Source organism: Nonomuraea sp. NPDC050202, from assembly GCF_040656115.1.
GTDB lineage: Bacteria > Actinomycetota > Actinomycetes > Streptosporangiales > Streptosporangiaceae > Nonomuraea.
This window is the reverse complement of sequence record NZ_JBFALF010000007.1, coordinates 267,684-290,590: the sequence shown is the minus strand read 5'-3', so window position 1 is coordinate 290,590 and position 22,907 is coordinate 267,684. Positions and strand designations below refer to the sequence as shown.

The 22,907-nt window shown below is 72.0% G+C and carries 17 protein-coding genes; 12 read left to right on the top strand and 5 right to left on the bottom strand.

All coding sequences use genetic code 11. The features are described 5' to 3' along the window. The first annotated feature begins 118 nt into the window (after nucleotides 1-118). Both lysA and AB0I79_RS22390 read left to right on the top strand, forming a co-directional pair. The gene (gene lysA / locus AB0I79_RS22395) at nucleotides 119-1,501 is read left to right on the top strand and encodes a diaminopimelate decarboxylase (protein WP_357875827.1); all 1,383 of its coding nucleotides are present in this window, start codon (nucleotides 119-121) and stop codon (nucleotides 1,499-1,501) included. After that, nucleotides 1,498-2,787, top strand: coding sequence for a homoserine dehydrogenase (locus AB0I79_RS22390; RefSeq protein ID WP_357875825.1), 1,290 nt, complete (start codon nucleotides 1,498-1,500; stop codon nucleotides 2,785-2,787). The genes lysA and AB0I79_RS22390 overlap by 4 nt, the downstream gene beginning before the upstream one ends. 584 nt (nucleotides 2,788-3,371) lie before the next feature. On the opposite strand, the gene AB0I79_RS22385 is transcribed toward AB0I79_RS22390, so the two are convergent. From AB0I79_RS22385 to AB0I79_RS22370, 4 genes are read right to left on the bottom strand one after another with little or no spacing between them, the layout of a single operon-like run. Next, entirely contained in the window at nucleotides 3,372-5,039 is a 1,668-nt protein-coding gene (locus tag AB0I79_RS22385) for a glycosyltransferase (RefSeq protein WP_357875823.1), read from the bottom strand. Continuing rightward, nucleotides 5,036-6,988, bottom strand: a complete 1,953-nt coding sequence (locus AB0I79_RS22380; RefSeq protein WP_357875821.1) for a glycosyltransferase — start codon at nucleotides 6,986-6,988, stop codon at nucleotides 5,036-5,038. The genes AB0I79_RS22385 and AB0I79_RS22380 overlap by 4 nt, the downstream gene beginning before the upstream one ends. After that, nucleotides 6,985-8,478, bottom strand: coding sequence for a glycosyltransferase family 2 protein (locus AB0I79_RS22375; RefSeq protein WP_357875819.1), 1,494 nt, complete (start codon nucleotides 8,476-8,478; stop codon nucleotides 6,985-6,987). The genes AB0I79_RS22380 and AB0I79_RS22375 overlap by 4 nt, the downstream gene beginning before the upstream one ends. Next, nucleotides 8,475-8,936, bottom strand: a complete 462-nt coding sequence (locus tag AB0I79_RS22370) for a hypothetical protein (protein WP_357875817.1) — start codon at nucleotides 8,934-8,936, stop codon at nucleotides 8,475-8,477. Before AB0I79_RS22370 ends, AB0I79_RS22375 begins: the two co-directional genes overlap by 4 nt. 239 nt (nucleotides 8,937-9,175) lie before the next feature. Here AB0I79_RS22370 and AB0I79_RS22365 point away from each other — a divergent pair, with 239 nt between their 5' ends. Both AB0I79_RS22365 and AB0I79_RS22360 read left to right on the top strand, forming a co-directional pair. Beyond that, nucleotides 9,176-10,318 (top strand): glycosyltransferase family 2 protein, encoded by a 1,143-nt coding sequence (locus tag AB0I79_RS22365; RefSeq protein ID WP_357875815.1) that lies wholly within the window; start codon nucleotides 9,176-9,178, stop codon nucleotides 10,316-10,318. Then, nucleotides 10,315-11,943 carry a glycosyltransferase gene (locus AB0I79_RS22360; protein ID WP_357875813.1) on the top strand — a complete coding sequence of 543 codons (1,629 nt, stop codon included), beginning with the start codon at nucleotides 10,315-10,317 and terminating at the stop codon, nucleotides 11,941-11,943. Before AB0I79_RS22365 ends, AB0I79_RS22360 begins: the two co-directional genes overlap by 4 nt. A gap of 300 nt (nucleotides 11,944-12,243) precedes the next feature. Here AB0I79_RS22360 and AB0I79_RS22355 read toward each other — a convergent pair whose 3' ends face one another. Further along, on the bottom strand, nucleotides 12,244-13,662 hold the full coding sequence (locus tag AB0I79_RS22355; protein WP_357875811.1) for a glycosyltransferase: 1,419 nt from the start codon (nucleotides 13,660-13,662) through the stop codon (nucleotides 12,244-12,246). Between the two features lie 240 nt (nucleotides 13,663-13,902). Here AB0I79_RS22355 and thrC point away from each other — a divergent pair, with 240 nt between their 5' ends. The 8 genes from thrC to prmC all read left to right on the top strand — a co-directional run bounded on the left by thrC (nucleotide 13,903) and on the right by prmC (nucleotide 22,897). Next, on the top strand, nucleotides 13,903-14,961 hold the full coding sequence (gene thrC, locus AB0I79_RS22350; protein ID WP_357875809.1) for a threonine synthase: 1,059 nt from the start codon (nucleotides 13,903-13,905) through the stop codon (nucleotides 14,959-14,961). Between the two features lie 27 nt (nucleotides 14,962-14,988). After that, nucleotides 14,989-15,894, top strand: coding sequence for a homoserine kinase (gene thrB / locus AB0I79_RS22345; RefSeq protein WP_357875807.1), 906 nt, complete (start codon nucleotides 14,989-14,991; stop codon nucleotides 15,892-15,894). 457 nt (nucleotides 15,895-16,351) lie between these two features. Next, nucleotides 16,352-18,445, top strand: coding sequence for a transcription termination factor Rho (gene rho, locus AB0I79_RS22340; RefSeq protein ID WP_357875805.1), 2,094 nt, complete (start codon nucleotides 16,352-16,354; stop codon nucleotides 18,443-18,445). A 164-nt stretch (nucleotides 18,446-18,609) separates the two neighbouring features. Next, a complete protein-coding gene (locus AB0I79_RS22335) occupies nucleotides 18,610-19,863 on the top strand; it encodes a sensor domain-containing protein (protein WP_357875803.1) in 1,254 nt (417 codons plus the stop codon). 59 nt (nucleotides 19,864-19,922) lie between these two features. Beyond that, entirely contained in the window at nucleotides 19,923-20,558 is a 636-nt protein-coding gene (locus tag AB0I79_RS22330; protein WP_357875801.1) for a response regulator transcription factor, read from the top strand. A 126-nt stretch (nucleotides 20,559-20,684) separates the two neighbouring features. Then, entirely contained in the window at nucleotides 20,685-20,903 is a 219-nt protein-coding gene (gene rpmE / locus AB0I79_RS22325; RefSeq protein WP_357875799.1) for a 50S ribosomal protein L31, read from the top strand. 90 nt (nucleotides 20,904-20,993) lie between these two features. After that, on the top strand, nucleotides 20,994-22,046 hold the full coding sequence (gene prfA, locus AB0I79_RS22320; protein WP_357875797.1) for a peptide chain release factor 1: 1,053 nt from the start codon (nucleotides 20,994-20,996) through the stop codon (nucleotides 22,044-22,046). Next, nucleotides 22,043-22,897 (top strand): peptide chain release factor N(5)-glutamine methyltransferase, encoded by an 855-nt coding sequence (gene prmC / locus AB0I79_RS22315; protein WP_080042514.1) that lies wholly within the window; start codon nucleotides 22,043-22,045, stop codon nucleotides 22,895-22,897. The genes prfA and prmC overlap by 4 nt, the downstream gene beginning before the upstream one ends. Nucleotides 22,898-22,907 lie beyond the last annotated feature (10 nt).

Below are 22,907 nucleotides of genomic sequence, written 5' to 3'. Positions count from 1 at the left end.
ACAAAATATCCGGCTAAACGGCGAAAAAACGTAAAAATATCCCTTCTGGGGCTTGATCGCGTCTCGATACGTGGGCAGAGGGTCATGGCGTACTGGCGCTTCCGATAGCCTCGATCGGGTGAGTCGATTCGCCCATCCCGCCGGGGACCGGCACGCCGAGATGCTGCCCCAGGAGCGCCCGCCGCTGGCGCCCGCCGACCTCAATCGGATCAACCCCGCGATCTGGCCCCGAACGTCGTCCCGGGCCGATGGCGCGCTCACGGTCGGCGGTGTGGACGTTCGCGACCTGGCCCGCGACCACGGCACGCCGCTCTACGTCCTCGACGAGGACGACGTGCGCTCGCGCATGCGCGACTACGCCACGGCGTTCGCCGGCTCCGAGGTCCACTACGCCGGCAAGGCGTTCCTGTGCAAGGAGATGGTGCGCTGGTTGCAGGCCGAGGGCCTCGGGCTCGACGTGGCCAGCAACGGCGAGCTGGCGGTCGCGCTGAGCGTCGGCTTCCCCGCCGAGCGCATCACCATGCACGGCAACAACAAGTCCGTCGCCGAGCTCACCAGGGCGCTGGAGGCCGGGGTCGGGCACATCGTGGTCGACTCCTTCGACGAGATCGCCAGGCTCGGCTACCTCGCCGAGCAGCACGGCAAGCGGCCCAAGGTGATGATCAGGGTCACCACCGGGGTCGAGGCGCACACCCACGAATTCATCGCGACGGCGCACGACGACCAGAAGTTCGGCCTGTCGCTGAACACGGGGGCGGCGGCCGAGGCCGTGCGCCGGATCCTGGCCCTGCCCCAGCTGGAGCTCGTCGGGCTGCACTCGCACATCGGCTCCCAGATCGTCGACACCGCCGGGTTCGAGGTGGCCGCGCGGCGGCTGACCGCGCTGCTCGTGCAGATCAAGGACGAGCACGGCGTGGTGCTGCCCGAGCTCGACCTCGGCGGCGGCTACGGCATCGCCTACGTCGAGGGCGACGAGGCCCCCGACATCAAGGAGCTGGCCGACGGCCTGCGCGAGATCGTCTCCAAGGTGTGCAAGGACGCCGGCCTGCCCGTGCCCCGCCTGACCGTCGAGCCGGGCCGCACCGTCGTCGGCCCCGGCGGCATCACGCTCTACGAGGTCGGCACGATCAAGGACGTCGAGGGGCTGCGCACGTACGTGAGCGTCGACGGCGGCATGAGCGACAACGTGCGCACGGCGCTCTACGGCGCCGAGTACACCGCCGCGCTCGCCAGCCGCGCCAGCGAGGCCGAGCCCATGCTCAGCCGCCTGGTCGGCAAGCACTGCGAGAGCGGCGACATCATCGTGCGCGACTTCTACCTGCCCGCCGACCTCGCCCCCGGCGACCTGATCGCCGTGGCCGCGACCGGCGCCTACTGCCGCTCGCTGGCCAGCAACTACAACTACCTGCCCAGGCCCGCCGTGGTCGCCGTCTCCGGCGGCGTCTCCCGGGTGATCGTGCAGGGCGAGACCGAGGACGACTTGTTGAGGGGGCAGCTGTGAAACCGCTGAAAGTGGCTCTTCTGGGCTGCGGAGTCGTCGGCTCGCAGGTCATCAGGCTCATGCACGAGCAGGCCGACGACCTGGCCGCCCGCGTCGGCGCGCCGCTGGAGCTGGCCGGGGTCGCCGTGCGCCGCCTGGGCCGCAAGCGCGACATCGACGTCGATCCCGCGCTGCTGACCACCGACGCCGAGTCGCTGGTCACCCGCGACGACGTGGACATCGTGATCGAGGTCATCGGTGGCATCGAGCCGGCCCGCTCGCTGATCGTCGCCGCCCTGTCCAGGGGCAAGTCGGTCGTCACCGCCAACAAGGCGCTGCTGGCCGAGGACGGCGCCACCCTGCACGAGGCCGCCCGGACGGGCAACGGCGACCTGTACTTCGAGGCCAGCGTGGCCGGCGCCATCCCGCTGCTGCGCCCGCTGCGCGAGTCGCTGGCCGGCGACCACGTCAAGCGGGTGCTCGGCATCGTCAACGGCACCACCAACTACATCCTCGACAAGATGGACTCCACGGGCGCCTCCTTCACCGACGCCCTGGAGGAGGCCCAGACGCTCGGCTACGCCGAGGCCGACCCGACGGCCGACGTCGAGGGCTTCGACGCCGCCGCCAAGGCCGCCATCCTGGCCGGGCTCGCCTTCCACAGCCGCGTCCGCGCCGACGAGGTGCACCGCGAGGGCATCACCGAGATCACCGCCACCGACGTGGCCTCCGCCAAGGCCATGGGGTACGTCATCAAGCTGCTGGCCATCTGCGCCCGCTCCGACGACGGCCGCTCCTTCGGCGTGCGGGTGCACCCGGCGATGATCCCGCGCTCCCACCCGCTGGCGGGGGTGCGCGAGGCGTACAACGCGGTCTTCGTGGAGGCGGAGTCGGCGGGCCAGCTCATGTTCTACGGCAAGGGCGCCGGCGGCGCCCCCACCGCCTCGGCCGTCCTCGGCGACCTGGTGGCCGTCGGCCGCAACCGCCTGGCGGGCACCCGCGGCCCCGAGGAGTCGACGTACGCCGACCTGGCCGTGCACCCGATGGGCGAGACCGTCACCCGCTGCCACGTGGCCCTGGACGTCGCCGACAAGCCGGGCGTGCTGGCGCAGGTCGCGGAGCTGTTCGCCAAGCACGACGTCTCGATCCAGACCGTCCGCCAGGAGGGCCGCGGCGACGACGCCCAGCTCGTCATCGTCACCCACCGCGCCACGGACGCCGCGCTGTCGGCGACGATGGCGGGGCTGCGGGAGCTGGACATCGTACGGGCCGTGGCGAGCGTCATGCGGGTGGAGGGCGACGAGTAGGCGATCGACTTCGCGTGCACATCAGGCGGCGTGACGGTGAGGATCTCTACCTCACGACCGCCCGGCACGACCGGGAGCGGGAGGAGACCGCGAGTGTCGTGGCCCACCTGCTCTCGGCGCTCGTCATGAGCGACGAAGGGGTCCGGGCCTCGAGCACGCGCTTCCCGCCGTGTTCTCGTGGACCCGCCCCCTACCGGACGAGGACCATGGTGAGGTGCTCGCGCCGTGAGCCCGAAGCGCGGGAACGATGTGGCGCCTCCCCCGATCGGCGGCGAAGGGCGCCTGCGGTTCGCGACGAACGAAGCAGCCAAGGGATGGGCGGCATTGTGCACGGAGGCCCCGGGAAATGCCCGCCGGTGTTACGAGGCGCTGCGGAACGACCCGCCTTCCATGGACAACCCCGATCGGCAGCATCGGTTGCGAGGCCGACTGGCCACCGCCAGTCTTGGCGGGCGTGACCTGCCGCAACGGGAGTTCGAGGTCACCTCTGGCGGACGTGTGAGATCCCTCGTCGACACGGACCGGCGCACCGTGCACTTCGTGTACGCGGCCGACCGGCACCCGAAGGACACGGACGCGCAGGGCTAGTCGCCGGGGAAGGCCAGGTTGCGGACGCGGCGTACCGCGCGCTTCAGCACCGTCCGGTTCCGCTCCCTGGTCAGCCGCACCGCCTCCTGGCGCCAGGCCTCGGCCTTCTCGCGCCACCGCGCCGCGTCCCGGCCGTTCTTGCCCGCAGCCCTGCGCGCCTGCGCGAGCTCGGCGCGCAGGGCGGCCACGCGCTTGCGGTAGCGGGCGAGCTCCTGCTCGTGCCTGGCCGTGAGGACCGCCACCTCCGACGGCGGGCGCCTGCGCGGCGGGTAGACGGCGGGACGGCGCCTGAAGCCCCACGTCTCCCCGTCCACCCACTCCAGCCCGAACAGGGCGTCGACGAGGTCGTCCAGGTGCTCGCCCGGCCCGGCCACCAGGGCGGCGCGGGACAGGGCCGCCGTGCGGTCCAGGCGGGCGGTCGTGACGCCGTCCGCGGTCTCCTCAAGGACGACGCACAGCGTGCCCGAGTCGTGCTCCTCCAGGTACGCCACCAGGCGTTCCACGGTGTCCTTCGACACGACCCACCCCGGCGGGACCGACAGCCGGAACGGCGCCGTGCCCGTGGGGGGCGGGCTGAAGTGCACCCGGGGGTCGTGCTCGAAGGCGGCGTGGACGAGCCGGAGGTCGAGGTGGGGGTCGGCCAGGGGGGAGCGCCGCTCGGGGGTGAGCAGTTCCCAGGGGCCGGTGACGGTGACCCTGACGTCGGGCGGCGAGCCGGCCAGAAGGGAGTCCACCGTGGCCCGTACGTCCTCGTAGGCGCCCTTGGACACCGTCACGTCCACGTACGGCACCAGCCACTGCCGCCCCGCGTCCGTCCGCAGGTAACGCCGGTACGGCACCCGGTCGGCGACGTACGGATCGTTGTACCGCTTCAGCGCCCCGTGGTCGCGCATCGCCGTGGGCAGCCCGAGGTGCCACGCCCTGGACTCGGGGTCGGGCACGTACACGGCGCCCGCCTGCGTGAGCCGGTAGCCCAGCTCCGTGTCCTCGGCCAGCACCAGGGACGTGTCCATGCCGCCGGCCGAGCGCAGCAACGCCGCCGGGTACGACACCGTGGCCCCCACGTGGATCCTGGTGGCCAGGGAGCTGGGCGCGGTACGCAGGCCGTCGTGGTCGTGGATGATCTGCTCGGCCCAGTCGTGGCGGTGCGGCGACAGGGGGAAGAGCCGCTCCTCGGCGCCTTCCGCCAGCGCGGCCACGACCTGCTCGGGCGCGGGCAGCGGGCCGGGGCCGGTGAAGTCGATCCAGCCCAGCGCCACCACGTACGGGGCCAGGTGGTGCCAGCGGAGCTGGGCCTCCACGTGCCGGCGGTGCGGCACCATGTCGGCGTCCAGCACGAACACGACCTCGCCCGTCGCCGCGTCGAGCCCCGCCTGCACCGCCCACGCGCGCCCCCAGCCGCCCGGCGGGCTGGAGATCAGCTTGGTCCTGGCGGGGGCCAGATCCGGCAGGTACAGCGGCGTGGCGCTGCCGTCGTCCACGACGATGACGTCGAGCAGGTGCTCGGGGTAGCTCTGCGCCGACAGGGCCGCGAGCGTGAGGTTCAGCGTCTCCTGGCGGTCGTGGGCCGGGATCACGACGGTGACCGTGAGCGTGGGCTCCCACGCGCCCAGCGCGGGCGGGCTCAGCACGCCGAAGTCGTTGTGCGGGATGCGCGGGATCACGGGAGCGGGCTCCCGTCGAGCGCCATCAGCGCGTTCGGCCGGAAGCCGCGCCACTGCCGCCTGTTGCGCTGCAGGAACGTCCCGAGCGGCTCCTGCCAGGTGTGGTTGGCCGCGGGGCCTCTGCGCAGGATGTACCCGAGCCCGTGCGTACGGTAGATCTGCCCGCCCGCGGCCTGCAGCGCCTCCTGGAACTGCGTGTCCACCGAGCGCGGCAGCGGCCGGAACCCGCCCACGGCCTGGAACGCCGACCGCTCGACGAGGATCGTCCCGCCCGCCACGAAGCTGGTGATCTGCTCGGTGATCTGATGGCGGTGCACGGTGACGTCGATGGAGGACAGGTAGACGAACTCCGGCACCGTGCCGACCACCTGCGCCCCCGAGTACGCGTGCGCCAGCAGCAGATCGGCCAGGAAGTCGGGCCCGTACCAGTCGTCGTCGTCCATCTTCAGCAGGAACGACCCGGAGGCCCTGGAGGCGGCGTCGTTCAGCACCTCGCCGAAGACGGCCCGCCGGTCGGCCTCGAACACGGTCAGCGGCCCCTCGAACGCGGCGATCGCCGCCGCCACGTCCGGATGCCCCTTCGGCACGCCGTGCAGCGCGAGGACCACCTCCAGCCCGGCGCCGCGCTGGCGGGCGATCTGGTCGAGCGCGAAGGACACCATGTCGGTGCGGCGGGTGGCCAGCAGGACCGACGTGAGCGGGGGAGCGGGCACGGGCGCGCCGAGCTGCTCCCACCGGGCGGCCACCCCGTGGGTGCGCAGCGCGGCGCGGCGCAGCCGGATGCTGTGCTCCTCCCGCCGCAGGTCGTCCGCGAGATCCGGCTCGCCGGTGAGCAGCTCGACGAGCTCGCCGCCGAGCGCGCCGGCCCAGCGCGGCACCGTGCCGGCCACCAGGGGCACCCCGGCGGCGCTCAGCCCGGCCAGCACCCGCACGGCCGTCAGCGGGCCGCTGTGCGCGTGCCGCCAGTCCACCTCGACGCCCCTGATCTGGCGCAGCCTGGCCACGTCGGCGTCGGTCACGCCGCCCGACTCGGCGAACGACGTCACGACCTTCCCGTCCAGCACCACCGACCAGCGCCCGTCGCGCTCGGCCAGCGACGCCATGCCGCGCGACGGGGTGGTGACGAAGCCCTGCGGGTTCACCAGCCGCTCGTCCACCGGCGGGATCATCGACGGCTCGGCGAGCACGTCGGGGTCGGCCAGCGGCGAGTCCGTCATGCCGGGGCGGCCCAGCCGCTCCCAGCTCAGGGACTCCAGTGCGGGCCGTTCGATGGGCGTCTCGGCTCCGGCCCATCCGGTCTGCGTGGCCGTGGCGGGCTCGCCGCCGTGACGCGAGCCGGGTTCAGGCCCCAGGGCGTCCGCCGTCAGCGTGCGCAGGACCACGTCGGAGCCGGGAGCGCCCACACGCTCGGGGACGGGGCCGCTCACCTCGGCGGGCGTCGCGTTCGGGTCACCCGGCCGCCAGTCGGCCGCGCCGACGCCCGCGATGGCCGCCGCCGGCGCCGCGATCACGTCGAGGCGGTGCCCGGCGAACGCCCGGGCCGTGGCCGTCACCGTACGGCCGGCGGGTGTGGCGGCGGAGAAGCGCGCGTCCACCACCCAGACGCGGCTCTTCGGCTGGTACACCCGCAGGTCCGTCAGCGCTCGCCACCGGTGCGCCGGGGTGGGCGTGGGCACGGGGGCGGGGTGCGCGGGCGGCGTGTCGAGCACGGCGACGACCACCCGCTCGGCCTGCGGCAGCAGCTTGTGCAGGGTGGCGACCCTGCGCAGGTCGGAGGGGGTTCTGGCGAGCACGAGCACCTCCCGGGAGCGCTCCGGCTCCGCGTGCGGCTCCAGCAGGTCCCGGTCCAGGTCCACCGCGCCGTCCCGGTCGTGCAGGTGCTCGACGTCGTCGATCCCGGCGAAGAACACCCGTGCCTCGCGCAGGTCCGCCAGCAACCGCTCGATCATCCGGCGCTCCGCAGATGGCGCATGATCGTGTTCAGCGGACCGCGCGGCTCCTGCTCGTCAGGCGGCTCGGCGAGCCGCTCGACCTCGGCCGACAGCCGTTCCACCCGGGCCTTCAGCTCCTTGATCTCGGCCAGCCGCCGCCCGGCCAGCGCCCGCCACTTGGCGGGCTCCCCGGACAGGGGCTCGGCCTCGTCCGCGGGGACGACGCCGTACTCGTCGCCGCTGACCCACTCCGACCCGAACATCTCGTCCACCAGGTCGTCGGCCCCGCCGGGGAACAGCGCGGCGCGGGCGAAGGCGGCCGTGCGCTCCAGCCGGGCGGCCACGACCCCGCCAGGGCTCTCCGCGAGCGCCACGCAGACCAGGCCCAGCAGGTCACGGTCGGCGTGCTTGACGAGCCTGGCGAGCGAGTCGGCCCCCAGCACCCATCCGGCGGGCAGCGTGACCAGGAAGGGGGCGGGCGCCGCCGAGGCAGGCATGCCCTCCGCGAACTCGACCCGCGGCTCGTGCGCGTACAGGTTGTGCAGGAGGCGCAGCTCCAGCAGGGGGTCGTCGAGGTTCGAGCGCCGCTCGCCGGTCAGCTTGCTCCAGGGGCCGACGAGGGTGACCGCCGCGTCGGTGAGCGTGCCCGCGAGGGCCGAGTCCACGGTGGCGCGCGTCTCCTCGTACGTCGTGGCGGCCACCGCCACCCGCACGTACGGCACCAGCCACTGCCGGCGCGGATGCGCGCGCAACCAGCGCAGGTCGGGGATCAGATCGCCCAGGTAGGACCAGTTGTGCCGGTGCACCTCCCGCTCCCGCAGCATCACGGTGGAGGGCCCGACGTGCCACGCCCTGGCCTCGGCGTCGGGGATGAACACCGCGCCCGCCTGGGCCAGCCGGTAGCCGAGCTCGGTGTCCTCGGCCATGTTCAGGGAGGCGTCCACGCCGCCGGCGGCGCGCAGCAGCTCCGCGCGCACGGAGGAGGAAGCGCCGGTGTGCAGCAGGTACGGGTTCGTCCCGGCGTCCTTGAGCCTCCTGGTGGACTCCAGGATCTTCCTCGTGTACTCCGTCTGGACGCCCTCCTCGCCGGGCGCGTCCACGAACCGCGTGTCACCGATCACCACGGCGTAGTCGATCAGGTGGTGCCAGCGCATGTGCGCCTCGAGGTGGTCGTCGGCGAGGATCATGTCGGAGTCCAGCCAGTGGATCACGTCGCCGGTGGCCGCGAGCTGCCCGGCCTGCCTGGCCGCGCCGCGTCCCCACCCGTCGGCCACCCGTACGACCCGCGCCCCCGGCACCCGGAGCGGCGGCTCGCTGCCGTCGTCGGCGACGATCACCTCGACGAGCTCGGCCGGGTACGTCTGCCGCGCCAGCGCGGGCACCGTGCGATCGAGCGCCTCCTGGCAGTCGTAGGCCGGGATGACCACCGACACCTTCAGCGTGGGCCGCCACGTGCCGGGCTCCGGCGGACGCAGCACGCCGTAGTCGTTGTGCCTGACCCGGGTCATACGGGGTCCTTGGCCAGACCTCTGACTTGTTCGCGCAGCTCCGCCACCTCGTGCGCCCGCGCCATGGCGTTGACCCGGTCCTCGCCGAGCGAGGCCAGGATCGCGCCGAGGTCGTCGGCCCGCCGCGCGGCGGAGTCCTCGACGGCCTGCACCAGCACGTCCAGCCTGGTCTCGATGTTCTTCAGCGCGGCGGTGGTCCTGGCCAGCTCGGCCTCGTGCTTCTTGATCCGCAGGTCGATGCGGTGCGCCTTGCCGTCCAGGCGGCGCACGGTGAGGACGAGCAGGGCGAGCGCGGCCAGCGAGATCATGAACGCCACGGCGGCCGCCGCGGCGCCGAGCGTGATCAGGTCGGCGAGTACGAGGAGCGCGAGCACGCCGAGGGCCAGTGCTGCGAGGGGTGCGGCGGTCGCTGCCAGGCGGCGGGGCGAGAGCATCCGCGCATACCTTTCGTCGTTCACGGCTTGCAGGACATCGGAGGCTTCACGGACATCAGGGGAGTATTGACACCTTATTCAACATTGGCAACCACCGCGCCATGAGTTCGCCAAGGTTCCCAGCGAATCATCAGGCTCAGAACCTGCGCAGGGCCGCATGGAGCGGGTGTCCTGCCGAATCTGGCATGCGCGTCTACTAGTCAGTAAAACGGGCGTAAGGTAGGCGCCGATCACCTCTCGAACGGTCAAGGAGCACACCACCCATGTCCGTCACCCCTTGCGGCTTCACGCGTACGCCGGAGAAGGGGCTGGCCCGCCTGCACTGGGGCGACAACGGCTGGGCCGTGGAGGGCCAGCCGCTCGACGTGCCCGCGCTGCGCCCGCTGCGCGGCCTGGAGATCGAGTGGCCGGACGGGCGGGTCCCGCTCGACGGCCTGCTCGATCTGGCCGCCGCCGGGGTGCCGCTGACGGCCGGTCACGCGCCGCCGTGGGTGCCGGGGGACCTCGCGGCGCTGCTCACCGACCGCGACTGGCTCGGTCACGCCGCCGACGGCACCGTGCGCTCGCCGGCCGACCTGCGGCGCGAGGAGCACAGCGTACGCCTGCGCCGCCTCGCCCACCCCGTCGCCGCCGCCCCGCAGGTCAGCATCGTCATGGCGACCAAGCGGCCCGCCCTGGCCGGCCAGGCGCTGGCCCAGATGGAGCGCCAGCGGGACGTGCGCGCGGAGGTGCTGCTGGGGCTGCACGGGGTGCGCCACGAGCAGGTACGCGAGGCGGTCTCGGCCTGCTCGCTGCCCGTGCGGTGGGTCGAGGCGGACGCGTCCGTGCCGTTCGGCGAGGTGCTCAACCGGGCCGCGGCGCTCGCGAGCGGCGACTACCTCGCGAAGTGGGACGACGACGACTGGTACGGCCCGCGGCACCTGGCCGACCTGTTGATGGCGATGTCCTACGCCGGGGCCGACGTGGTGGGCACCACGGCCGAGTTCTTCTACCTGGAGCCGCTGAAGGCGACGGTCAGGCGGACGACGTTCGCGAGCGGGGCGAGTTATCCGAGCGAGGTCTGGGCCGATCATGTGGCCGGTGGCACGATCCTGGTGCCCCGGGCGAAATTCCGTGAAATAGGCGGATTTCCTGGATTGCCGCGAGCGGTGGATCTTGAATTTCTGAAGGCGGCGCAAAAGGCAGAAGCGCGCATCTACCGGACTCACGGGCTCGGTTACGTCCTGCGCCGCGGCCTCAGCGCCGACCACACCTGGCAGCTCCCGCTGGCCCACTTCCTCAAGGTGGCCGCGAACCAGTGGCGCGGTTTCCGCCCCAGCCTGCTGATGGAAACCGCGGGCATGCCGATGGCGGCGGCTCCCAGCCCTCCGGCGCCGGCCTTGAGCGTGCCGATGGAAGCCGCATGACCTCACGTGTCAGGGTGCGCGGGAACGACTACCGGGTGCTCGTCCCCGACGAGCACTTCACACCCCGGCTGACGGTCAGCGTCGTCATCCCGGCCTACGGCGGGCAGGACAAGCTCGACCTGGTGCTCGCGGCGCTGGCCAGGCAGACGTACCCGGCCGAGCTCACCGAGATCCTCGTCGTCGACAACGGCAGCTCACCGCCCCTGCGCCTGCCCGCGGGCACGGCCGCCCGGCTGATCGTCTGCGACCGGCCGGGCCGGGCCAGCGCCCGCAACGCCGGCCTGGCGCAGGCCACGGGCGACGTCATCCACTGGCTCGACTCCGACGTGGTGCTCACGCCCGGCGCCATCGAGGCCCACATGCGCTGGCACCACGCGGCCCCGTACCTCGTCGTCACCGGCTACATCCGCTTCACCAGCGCCGACCTCCCCGCCGAGCTCCCCGGCGACCTCGCCGGACACTTCGAGCCCGCCGAGCCGCACGCCTGGATCGTGGACCTCGTCGAGCGCACCGACGGCCTCACCGACAACCCGCAGCGCCCCTTCAGCCTGCACGTCGGAGGCGCCACCTCCGTCAACGCCCGGCTCATCGAGGCCGCCGGGCCCATGGACGAGGAGCTGATACTCGGCCAGGACACCGAGATGGGCTACCGGCTGGGACAGGCGGGCGCCGTCTTCGTCCCCGAACCCGCAGCCCGTGCCTACCACCTCGGCCCGACCATGCGCATGCGCGACAAGCAGCCCATCGACCGGGTCAGCCACGCCTTCGTCGCCGACCGCATCCCGGCCTACCGCTGGCTCAGAGGGCATCCCGGGCGGCAGTGGAAGGTCCCGTACGTCACGGTCGTCGTGGACGGGACCCGCGGCTACGACGCCGTACGCACGACGGTCGACGCCGTGCTCGCCGGCACGCTCCCCGACGTGTCGGTACTGCTCGTCGGCCCCTGGTCCACGCTCGACCGCGACCGCCGCGCCCCCCTCCTGGACCCGAACCTGGAGCTGGTGCTGGTCCACGGGCACTACCTGCACGAGGGCCGCGTACGCCTGGCCGAGACGGCGGACGTGGACCCGGCCGTGCCCTTCGTCCTCCACCTGCCCACCGGCTGGGCGCCCGGCGAGGACACCCTCGCCCGCCTGCTCGACCTGGCCCGCGACGACGCCTTGGGCCTGGTCAACGTGCTCCTCCACGAAACCTCCTCCGACGGCGTCGTGGCGGCCCGCCTGGAACGCACCTCCGCCTTCGCCAGGGCCCGCCTCGTCGCGGCGGACGGCGAGGACCTGGACGACGTGGTGGACGAGGTGTCCGGCGTCTCGTGGGTCGAGGGCGAGACGTACGGCTTCACCACCTCACCCGGGGTTGCGCAGGGGCGGCGCGGGGCGTACCGGGCCCGGGCGGAGGCCGAGGCGGAGGCCGCCAGGCTCGCCAAGGAGGCCGAACGGCTGCGCGCGCAGGTGGCCAAGTGGCGCGAGGAGGCCGGACGGTGGCGCAAGTCCACCGTGGAGCTGCGCCGCGAGGTGGGCGCCCTGCGCCGCCAGCTCGCCGCCGTCAACCGAGCCCAGCAGGGTCTGCGCACTTTGGTCTCCACCACCATGAAACGCGCCCTCCGCAAACGCCTCCGCGGCTGACCCACCCCACCGCCCACCGAGCACACTGACGCGTGAGGCTTGGCGTGCCCGCGAGCCGCCTGCGCACCATCACCCCCGCGCACAAAGGCTCCCCGCGCCATGGGCCCACGAAGGCTCCCACGCAAGAGCGCCCCCAGCGCACAAGCGCCCCGTACGCACAAACACTCCCACCGCACGAGCCCGCTCACGCGAAGCGGCCACACGCGCAGCACAAGCCCCCTGCACGCGCGCACACCCCTCGCACGCACAACCGCCCCACGCCACAAGCCCCTCCAACGCAAAGCGCGCCGAGGGAAACCGTCAGTTGGGACGCAGAGCGGACTTCAGACGGCGGAACAGCGAGTTCTCCGCACTCTCCGCAGACACCGCAACAGGTCCGGACGTAGCGGCAGGCGCCGACGGCGGGGCGGGGATGGTGACCGGTTCGGGCTGGGCGGGAGCGGGCCAGAAGCGGTCGGGAGGTTCGTGACGGACACCGTGCGTGGCGGAGATGACCTCGTCCAGGTCGTCCCCGGGCGAGGTGAGCAGGCACGCGCGCCCCAGAGCCGAGGTGCGTTCGAGGCGGGCCGTACGCCCGTCCGGCAGGTCCACGATCAGCACCCCGGCGAGATCCTTCTGGACCGACTCGATCATGCGCTCCAGCGTCGCCCGGTGCAGCGGCACGTCCACCGGCCCCCGGTAGCGGAACGGGGTCGGCGCCGGGGTCGGGGCGGCCTCGTCGATGAGGCGGATGCGTTCGTCGTTGGCGAACAGATCACGCATGAGCCGCAGCTCGAAGCACGGGTCCGACAGGCCGAAGCGCTGCCCGGAGGAGAGCCGCGACCACGGCCCCACCAGCGTCACCACGATGTCCTGCAGCTTGCCGTCGAGAGCCGCCGCCACCGCCTGCCGCACCACCGACTCGCTGGTGTCGGTGACGTCGAGCACGACCTCCACGTACGGCACCAGCCACCGCCGCCCCCGGTCCTTGCGCAGGTCCCTGCGCAGCGGGATCCGGTGCGCCAGGTACGGCTCCACGGCCCGCACGGCCCGCTCCCGGTCGCGGTGCTGCGAGGGCAGCCCCAGGTGTACGGCCTGCGCGTCCAGGTCGGGCACGAAGACGACCCCGTACATGGCCAGCCGGTAGGAGAACTCGGTGTCCTCGCCGCGGATCACGGTCGGGTCGAGACCGCCCACGGCGTGGAAGACCTCCCTGGGAAGGGCGAAGGTCGGGCCCGTGCACACGTGGTACGGGTTGCGGCTCTTGCGTAGCCCGTCGGTCTTGGCGATGGTCGCCTCGGTCGAGCTGGGCACGGCGGTGTCCAGGTCGAACAGCTCTCCCAGGTGCCCCGCCCGGAAGACCTGGTCAGGAGTGACGTGCGGCGGCTCGACGAACTTCTTCATCCCGATCGTGACCAGGTAGTCGGTCACGTGGTGCCATCGAACCAGCGCCTCGATGTGCTCGCGGCAGGCCACCATGTCGGAGTCGAGCCGCTGGATGATCTCGCCGTCGGCGGCCTTCGCGCCGGTGTTGACGGCGTTGGAGATGCCCCAGCCGTCCTCCACCCGTACGAGACGGGTGTTGACGGGGCGGATCTCCGGCAGCCGGATCGGTGGCCGGCTGCCGTCGTCGACGACCAGGACCTCCAAGAGGTGCGCCGGGTACGTCTGTGCGGCCAGCGCCGCCAGCGTCAGGTCGAGCTTGTCCTGCCCGCCGTGCGCGGGTACCACCACGCTCACGGAAAGGGCGGGTGACCAGGCGCCGAGCTGCGGTGCCGCCACTGGTGAAAAGTCGTTCTGCCTCAGAGCAGGACGCGCGTTCATGGTCGTGACCCCCTGCCGAGACCCTATCGGGAGATGCTGAGTATTTCCTGAATAGTGCTCCTGTCTAACCATCAAGTCCGACTCGTGGACACCGCTCCGCGACACGTGCGCGCACCCCGTACACTCGGTGCCCAACAGCGCAGGTAGGGAGTCATCATGAGCAGGTCGTGGCGTGGCCTCATCGAGGAGTACCGCGAGCGTCTTCCGGTCACCGCGAAGACGCCGGTCATCACGCTGCTCGAAGGCGGTACGCCGCTGGTGCCCGCGCACCGCGTCTCGGCCCTCACGGGGTGTGACGTCTACCTGAAGGTCGAGGGGGCCAACCCGACGGGCAGCTTCAAGGACCGCGGGATGACGATGGCCATCAGCAAGGCCGTCGAGGAGGGGGCCAAGGCGGTCATCTGCGCCTCCACCGGCAACACCTCGGCCTCCGCCGCCGCCTACGCCGTGCGGGCGGGGCTGACCTGCGCCGTGCTGGTGCCGCGGGGGAAGATCGCCATGGGCAAGCTGGCCCAGGCGCTCGTTCACGGGGCCACGCTGCTGCAGGTGGAGGGGTCGTTCGACGACTGTCTGGAGATGACCCGCAAGCTGTCGTCCAGCTACCCGATCGCGCTGGTCAACTCCGTCAACCCGTTCAGGCTGCAGGGGCAGAAGACGGCGGCGTTCGAGATCGTCGACGCGCTCGGCGACGCGCCCGACATCCACTGCATCCCGGTGGGCAACGCCGGCAACATCTCGGCGTACTGGATGGGTTACCAGGAGTACGCGGACGACGGCGTGTCGACGAAGCGGCCGCGCATGTTCGGCTTCCAGGCCAGCGGGGCGGCGCCCATCGTCGGAGGCGCGCCGGTCGCGCATCCGCACACCATCGCCACCGCGATCCGCATCGGCAACCCCGCCTCCTGGTCGCTGGCCACCGCGGCCCGCGACGATTCGGGCGGGCTCATCCAGGCGGTGACCGACCGGCAGATCGCGGCCGCGTACAAGCTGCTCGCGCAGGAAGAGGGCGTGTTCGTGGAGCTGGCGTCGGCCGCCAGCGTCGCGGGGTTGCTGCAGGCCCACGCGCAGGGCATGGTTGAGGCGGGGCAGCGCATCGTGTGCACGGTCACGGGCAACGGGCTGAAAGACCCTGACTGGGCCATTTCGGGGGCACCGGCGCCGGTGGTCATCCCCATCGACGTCCACGCCGCCGCGGCGGCGCTCAACCTCGCCTGACGGGGAGTGACGAGGAAAAGTGAACGAATGAGGACCGTTGACATTCGCGTGCCCGCGACGTCGGCGAACCTGGGGCCGGGTTTCGACGCGCTCGGGCTCGCGCTGAGCCTCCACGACGACGTACGCGCCACGCTCACCGGCGAACGCGGCGTGCACGTCACCGTGGAGGGCGAGGGCGCGGGGGAGGTGGATTCCGGCGAGGGGCACCTGGTCGTCAAGGCCATGCGGATGGCGTTCGACCGCATGGGCGTGCCTCAGCCGGAGGGCATACACCTGCACTGCCGCAACCGGATCCCGCACGCACGGGGGCTGGGATCGTCGTCGGCGGCCGTGTGCGCGGGCATTCTCGCCGCGCGCGCTTTGGCTGATAGCGAACTTTCCGACGACGACGTGTACGCGCTGGCCACCGAGATGGAAGGGCATCCCGACAACGTCGCCCCCTGCCTGGCCGGCGGGCTGACCATCTCGTGGTCCGACCACGACGGGCTGCCGCATATGGTGAAACTGGCTCCCGACCAGCGCATCCGTCCGGTCGCCGTCGTTCCGTCGACGCGGCTGTCCACGGAGGCCGCGCGGGGGCTGCTGCCGAAGGACGTGCCCCACAAGGACGCCTCCTTCAACGCCGGCAGGGCCGCGTTGCTGATCGCCGCGCTGACCCGGATGCCTGAGCGAGAGCTGCTGCTCGCCGCCACAGAAGACCGCCTCCACCAGCAATACCGCGCGCCTGCGATGAGGGCGAGCGCGGATCTGGTAGAACGTCTCCGTGCAGTGGGCGTGCCCGCGGTCGTTTCGGGAGCGGGTCCCACGGTTCTTGCGTTTTCGACATCGGATACGCAGGATTTGATCGCGCCAGAAGTGGGTAATGACTGGCACATCCAGCAAATGGACGTCGACCCGGTTGGTGCGAACGTTCAGTTCCCCGAGACACGCTGATGCCTCTTTAGACCTTCAGGGAATAGCCGTGTGCGCTGGTGATGTTAGGCTGATAGCCGCACCAGATGCCCCCTTGGTGGGTGCGTGCTTGTCAGCCACACATCGCTGCATCATGCTTCACGTCGCGAGGCGGAAGCAGCGCGGCTGTCTCCCCGGAATCCGTTGCCTCCGGTTGGCCCACACCCGGTTGGCTCGACGTGAGGTGGCGACGACGGGGATCTGCGCGTTCGAATCACATCGACATCTGGTTGGCGACAGCAATCTGGGGGGTGTCAGCCACGCGCCAAGGGCCATCGGCGGCGTGGAAGAACCCCTCCCCAAGAGTGGCGGCCGTCTCCATCGACAGCCGAAGATCGCAAAGTGCACCCCGACCCGGTCTGTCCCGCCGGATCGCAAGCACCTCCGGGACGCCCGGAAGAACAAATCCGGCGCCCGACCCCTGGGAAGGACCTTTTAGTTGAGCGACACCACCGAACTCCTCTCCGACGCATCAGGCGCTGAGCCCGCGTCCGGCGACACCCCCACCCGCGCCGCGGCCAAGCCGCGTGCGCGTCGCTCCGGCACCGGCCTGTCCGCCAAGGTGCTGCCCGAGCTGCAGAAGATGGCAGCTGAGCTGGGCATCAGCGGGACCGGGCGCATGCGGAAGAGCCAGCTCATCGCGGCCATCCAGGAGAAGCAGGGTGGCGGTTCCGGAGACGGCGCACCCACTGCCGCGGCTGTGACCGAGGCGCCCGCGGCGACCTCGACGGAGGCGGCGCCCGCGGCCGAGCGGCCCACCCGTACGCGCAGGGAACGTTCCCGCACCAAGCCCGCCGACAAGCCCGCTGAGGAGACCGCTCCGCAGCCCGCTGCGGCGCAGGCCCCCGAGCCCGTGGCTGTCGCGCCGGAGCCGGTCGCCGCCGCCCAGGCGGAGCCCGTCGTGGAGCAGCAGGCCCAGGCGGAGACGCAGCAGGGCGAGTCGCGCTCCGAGCGCGGCGAGAGCCGGCGCGAGCGCCGCAGCCGTGGCGAGCGCCGCGAGCGCGGCGACCGCGGCGACCGCGGCGGCGACCGCGGTGAGGGCGGCCGCGCCGAGAGCAGCCGTGACGGAGCGCGCGACAGCGCCCGTGACGGGGCCCGCGACAGCGCCCGTGACAGCGCCCGTGACAGCGCCCGTGACGGGGCCCGTGATGGGGCCCGCGACGGCGGCCGTGACGGTGGCCGCGATGGCCGCGACAGCCGCGACGGCGGCCGTGGCGAGCAGCGCGACCGCATCGCCGCCGACACCGGCAGCCGTGGCGACCAGCGTGGCGACCAGCGTGGCGGCGGGGACGACGACGATCGTGGCGGGCGTGGCCGCAGGGGCCGCTTCCGCGAGCGCAACCGCGGCCGCGGCCGCGAGCGTTACGAGGCGGGCGAGCCCGTCATCGGCGACGACGACGTGCTCATCCCGATCGCCGGCATCCTCGACATCCTCGACAACTACGCGTTCGTCAGGACCAGCGGCTACCTGCCGGGCAGCAACGACGTCTACGTCTCGCTGGCCCAGATCCGCCGCAACGGCCTGCGCAAGGGCGACGTCATCACCGGCGCCGTCAGGCAGCCGCGCGAGGGCGAGCGGCGCGAGAAGTTCAACGCCCTGGTCCGCCTCGACACCGTCAACGGCATGGACCCGGAGCAGGCCCGCAACCGGCCCGACTTCAACAAGCTGACGCCGCTCTACCCGCAGGAGCGCCTGCGCCTGGAGACCGAGCCGAACATCCTCACCACGCGGATCATCGACCTCGTCTCGCCGATCGGCAAGGGCCAGCGCGGCCTCATCGTCTCCCCGCCCAAGGCCGGTAAGACGATGGTGCTGCAGTCCATCGCCAACGCGCTCACCCGCAACAACCCCGAGTGCCACCTCATGGTCGTGCTCGTGGACGAGCGGCCGGAAGAGGTCACCGACATGCAGCGGTCGGTCAAGGGCGAGGTCATCCACTCGACCTTCGACCGTCCCGCCGAGGACCACACCACGGTCGCCGAGCTCGCCATCGAGCGCGCCAAGCGCCTGGTGGAGCTGGGTCACGACGTGGTCGTCCTGCTCGACTCGATCACCCGTCTCGGCCGCGCCTACAACCTGGCCGCGCCGGCGTCCGGGCGCATCCTGTCGGGTGGTGTCGACTCCACGGCGCTCTACCCGCCGAAGCGGTTCTTCGGCGCCGCCCGCAACATCGAGAACGGCGGCTCGCTGACGATCCTCGCCACGGCCCTGGTCGAGACCGGGTCCAAGATGGACGAGGTCATCTTCGAGGAGTTCAAGGGCACCGGCAACATGGAGCTCAAGCTCAACCGGTCCCTGGCCGACAAGCGCATCTTCCCCGCGGTGGACGTCGACGCGTCCAGCACGCGTAAGGAAGAGATCCTCATGGCCAAGGAGGAGCTGCAGATCGTCTGGAAGCTGCGGCGCGTCCTGCACGCGCTCGACATGCAGCAGGCGCTGGAGCTGCTCCTGGAGAAGATGAAGGAGACGAAGTCCAACGCGGAGTTCCTCCTGCAGGTCCAGAAGACCACGGTGAGCAACGACCGCGACTAGCGGCCGCGCGTGCGTGAGGGGGTGGCAGGTTCGCCTGCCGCCCCCTTTCGCGTCCCTGGGGAACGGGGTGGGGGAACGGGGGTGGGGCTAGCCCCACCCCCGCAACGGTTGCTCGCTGTATTCCCGTGCCACCGCCGCCGGGGCACGCTTGCAGCATGCGAACGGTGGCGTTGAAGGACCGCGTGCCGTTGGGCCCCTGGGGCCCGCTCGGCGTGCTGGTGGATCCGATGACGTGGCGCGCGGCGCCCTACCTGCTGGTCAGCGGGGTGATCGGGCTGTTGTGGTACCTCGTGCTGGCCCTCACGATCCCGAGCTCGCTCGTGCTCTCCGCCGTGTGGGTGGGCGTGCCGCTGTCGATCGCGACCGTGCTGCTGTGGCGCGGCGGGGCCCGGCTGGAGCGGCGGCTGCTGCGGCTGGCGTTCGGGATCGGCATCGCCGACCCGTACCGGCCGCGTCCCGAGCGCGGGCTGGGCGCGCACGTGCAGTGGCTGCTGAAGGACCCGGCGACCTGGCGGGACCTGGGGTACCTGCTCATGCTGCTGCCGCTGGGGTTCGTCGAGGCCGTGGTGTCGTTCGCGATGTGGATGGGGACGGCAGGGCTGCTGCTGGCCCCCGTCCTGTACCCGCTGGAGCAGGGGGCGGACGGCAGCGGATACTTCGTCGAGGACTGGGCGGGGGCCTGGGTCGCCGGCCTGTTCGGCGTGCTGCTGCTGGTGCTGAGCGCGTACCTGGCCAGGGGGATGGCCTGGCTGCACGGGACGCTGGCGACGGTGCTGCTCGGCGGCGGCGAGGAGGAGCGGCTGCGGGCCAGCAGGGCCCGCGGCATCGACGCGGCCGAGGCCGAGCGGCGCAGGATCGAGCGCGACCTGCACGACGGCGCCCAGCAGCGGCTGCTGTCGGTGGCGGTGGACCTGGGGCGGGCGCAGTCGAAGTTCGACAGCGACCCGGAGACCGTCAGGGAGCTCATCGCGCAGGCCCACGCCGGCACCAAGGCGGCCATCGCCGAGCTGCGCAACCTCGCCAGAGGCATCCACCCGGCCATCCTGAGCGACCGCGGGCTGGACGCGGCCCTGTCGGGGCTGGCGGCGCGGGCGCCGATCAGGGTGGACGTGTCGGTCGAGCTGGACGAGCGGCCGCCGCCCGCGGTGGAGAGCATCGCGTACTTCATCGTGGCCGAGTCGCTGGCCAACATGGCCAAGCACTCCGCCGCCACCGAGGCCTCGGTCGCGGTCATCCGGGATCGCCGGGGCGTGGTCGTGGACGTGTGGGACAACGGCATCGGCGGCGCCACGGTCGTCCCCGGCGGCGGCCTGGCCGGGCTGGCCGATCGGGCGGCCACCATCGACGGCATGCTCCTGGTGCACAGCCCCATGGGCGGCCCCACGATCGTCCGCGCGGAGCTGCCGTGCGAGTGGTAGGCGCGCAGGAGCGCCGCCCGCGGTTGACCGCCGGACATCGCCGACTGTAAGCCTGGGCCATGCGCGTGGTCATCGCGGAGGACTCGGTACTGCTGCGTGAGGGGCTGGCGCGGCTGCTGGCCGACGGGGGCATCGAGACGGTGGCGGCCGTCTCCGACGGCCCCGCGCTGGTGGGCGCCGTGGCCGAGCACGAGCCCGACCTGGCGATCGTCGACGTGCGCATGCCGCCCACCCACACCGACGAAGGGCTGCGGGCGGCCCTGCAAGTACGGGCGGCCCGGCCCGACTTCCCGATCCTGGTGCTGTCGCAGTACGTCGAGGAGCGCTACGCCGGCGACCTCATCGGCAGGGCCGTCGGATACCTGCTGAAGGAGCGGGTGGCGGACGTGGCGGAGTTCCTCGCCGCGGTGCGGCAGGTGGCGGCGGGTGGCACGGTCATCGACCCCGAGGTGGTCGTGCAGCTGCTCAGCCGCCAGCGCCGCGGCGCGCCGCTGGACTCGCTGTCGCCCCGCGAGCGCGAGGTGCTCGCCCTGATGGCCGAGGGCCGCTCCAACACCGCCATCGCCGGCCGCCTGGTCGTCACGGAGGGTGCCGTGGAGAAGCACATCTCCGGAATCTTCGCCAAGCTGGCGCTGGGTCCGGCGCCGGAGGACCACCGGCGGGTGCTGGCCGTCCTGACGTACCTGGGGCGCTGATCGACGGGAATGACCGATGGCCTGGGATGGTTACACGATCTGGCACACTGGTAGCTGACCATTTCGCGGCTCCGGTTCACGCCATGCGTGAAGGCGACCCGGCGGCCGCGCCCCGAAAGGACAGCAATGAAGCGCGACATCCACCCTGAATACCACGTGACGCAGGTGACCTGCTCCTGCGGTAACACGTTCACCACCCGTAGCACCGCCAAGAACGGCGCCATCCACGCCGACGTGTGCTCGGCCTGCCACCCGTTCTACACGGGCAAGCAGAAGATCCTCGACACCGGCGGCCGGGTGGCTCGCTTCGAGAAGCGCTTCGGCAAGAAGGCCACGGGCAAGTAGCTCCACCCACGCCGGCCCGGACGCACCCCGGTGCGCCGGGTCGGCGTTGTTGGTGAAACGGCCATACTTTTACGAAAAAAGGGACCCACGGTGAACCTCGACGAGTTGCTCAAGGAGTATTCCGAGCTGGAGCTGCAGCTCGCCGACCCCGCCGTGCACGCAGACCAGAACAAGGCCCGCACGCTCGGCCGGCGTTACTCGCAGCTCACGCCGATCATCGGCACCTACCGCGAGCTCGAGTCCACGCGTGACGACCTGTCGGCCGCCAAGGAGCTGGCCGGCGAGGACGAGGCGTTCGCCACCGAGGCCGCCGAGCTCGAGGAGCGCGTCCCCCGGCTCGAGGAGAAGCTCCGGCACCTGCTCATCCCGCGCGATCCCAACGATGACAAGGACATCATCATGGAGATCAAGGCGGGCGAGGGCGGCGAGGAGTCCGCGCTGTTCGCGGGCGACCTGCTGCGGATGTACCTCCGCTACGCCGAGCGGCTCGGCTGGAAGACCGAGATCATCGACAGCCAGCCCTCCGACCTGGGCGGGTACAAGGACGTCACGGTCGGCATCCGGGCCAAGGGCGACGAGGGCGTCTGGTCGCGGCTGAAGTACGAGGGCGGCGTGCACCGCGTGCAGCGGGTGCCCGTCACCGAGTCCCAGGGCCGCATCCACACCAGCGCCGCGGGCGTGCTCGTCTACCCGGAGGCGGAGGAGGTCGACGTCCAGATCGACCCCAACGACCTGCGCATCGACGTCTACCGCTCCAGCGGCCCCGGCGGTCAGAGCGTCAACACCACCGACTCCGCGGTCCGCATCACCCACCTGCCCACCGGCGTCGTCGTCTCGTGCCAGAACGAGAAGAGCCAGCTGCAGAACAAGGAGTCGGCCCTGCGCATCCTGCGCGCCCGGCTGCTGGTCATCGCGCAGGAGGAGGCCGACGCCGCGGCCCAGGCGGAGCGCAAGTCGCAGGTCCGCACCGTCGACCGCTCCGAGCGGATCCGCACCTACAACTTCCCGGAAAACCGTATCTCCGACCACCGCGTCGGCTTCAAGGCGTATAACCTCGACCAGGTTCTCGACGGCGAGCTGAACGCCGTCACCCAAGCCCTCATCGACGCCGAGACGGCGGAGAAGCTCGCACAACACTCATGACATTTCTGCTGGACGAGATCGCGCTCGCCACCGCCCGGCTAGCCGAGGCAGGCGTTCCTTCGCCGCGCACCGACGCGGAGGAGATCGCGGCGTTCGTCCACGGCGTGCGCAGGAGCGAGCTCCACACGGTCAAGGACTCCGAGTTCGACGCGCTGTTCTGGGAGGGCGTCGCCCGGCGCGAGGCCCGCGAGCCGCTGCAGCACATCACCGGTCACGCCTACTTCCGCTACCTGGAGCTGGCCGTCGGGCCCGGGGTGTTCGTGCCGCGGCCCGAGACCGAGGTGATGGCCGGCTGGGCCATCGAGACCCTGCGCGAGATGGACGTCAACGCCCCCCTCGTCGTCGACCTCGGCACCGGCTCCGGCGCGATCGCGCTGTCCATCGCGCAGGAGGTGGCGCTGGCCGAGGTGCACGCCGTGGAGGTCGACCCGGCGGCGTACACGTGGGCCAAGCGCAACATCTCCGAGCTCGGCCAGGGCCGCACCCACCTGCACCCCGAGGACCTCGCCGAGGCGCTGCCCGAGCTCAACGGCAAGGTGGACCTGGTCATCTCCAACCCGCCGTACATCCCGCCCGGCGCGATCCCGCGCGATCCCGAGGTGCGCGACTACGACCCCTCCAGAGCCCTGTACGGCTCGGGCGACGACGGGCTCGGCGAGGTGCGCGCGGTGGAGCGCACGGCCCGCCGCCTGCTGCGTCCCGGCGGCTGGGTGGCCGTGGAGCACGCCGACGAGCAGGGCAGGGCCGTCTACCTGACGTTCCCTGAGGACAACGGCTGGCGCGACGTACGCCTGCGCCAGGACCTCACCAGAAGAGACCGCTTCGTCACGGCTCGGCTGGGCCAGGACTAGGATGCACGCC

What these genes read in the sequence shown, in the direction of transcription:
- thrC (WP_357875809.1), top strand. Translation starts at nt 13,903, where the DNA reads ATGAGCAGGTCGTGGCGTGGCCTCATCGAGGAGTACCGCGAGCGTCTT.
- AB0I79_RS22375 (WP_357875819.1), bottom strand. Translation starts at nt 8,478, where the DNA reads ATGACCCGGGTCAGGCACAACGACTACGGCGTGCTGCGTCCGCCGGAG.
- prmC (WP_080042514.1), top strand. Translation starts at nt 22,043, where the DNA reads ATGACATTTCTGCTGGACGAGATCGCGCTCGCCACCGCCCGGCTAGCC.
- AB0I79_RS22380 (WP_357875821.1), bottom strand. Translation starts at nt 6,988, where the DNA reads ATGATCGAGCGGTTGCTGGCGGACCTGCGCGAGGCACGGGTGTTCTTC.
- AB0I79_RS22360 (WP_357875813.1), top strand. Translation starts at nt 10,315, where the DNA reads ATGACCTCACGTGTCAGGGTGCGCGGGAACGACTACCGGGTGCTCGTC.
- thrB (WP_357875807.1), top strand. Translation starts at nt 14,989, where the DNA reads ATGAGGACCGTTGACATTCGCGTGCCCGCGACGTCGGCGAACCTGGGG.
- rpmE (WP_357875799.1), top strand. Translation starts at nt 20,685, where the DNA reads ATGAAGCGCGACATCCACCCTGAATACCACGTGACGCAGGTGACCTGC.
- AB0I79_RS22330 (WP_357875801.1), top strand. Translation starts at nt 19,923, where the DNA reads ATGCGCGTGGTCATCGCGGAGGACTCGGTACTGCTGCGTGAGGGGCTG.
- AB0I79_RS22365 (WP_357875815.1), top strand. Translation starts at nt 9,176, where the DNA reads ATGTCCGTCACCCCTTGCGGCTTCACGCGTACGCCGGAGAAGGGGCTG.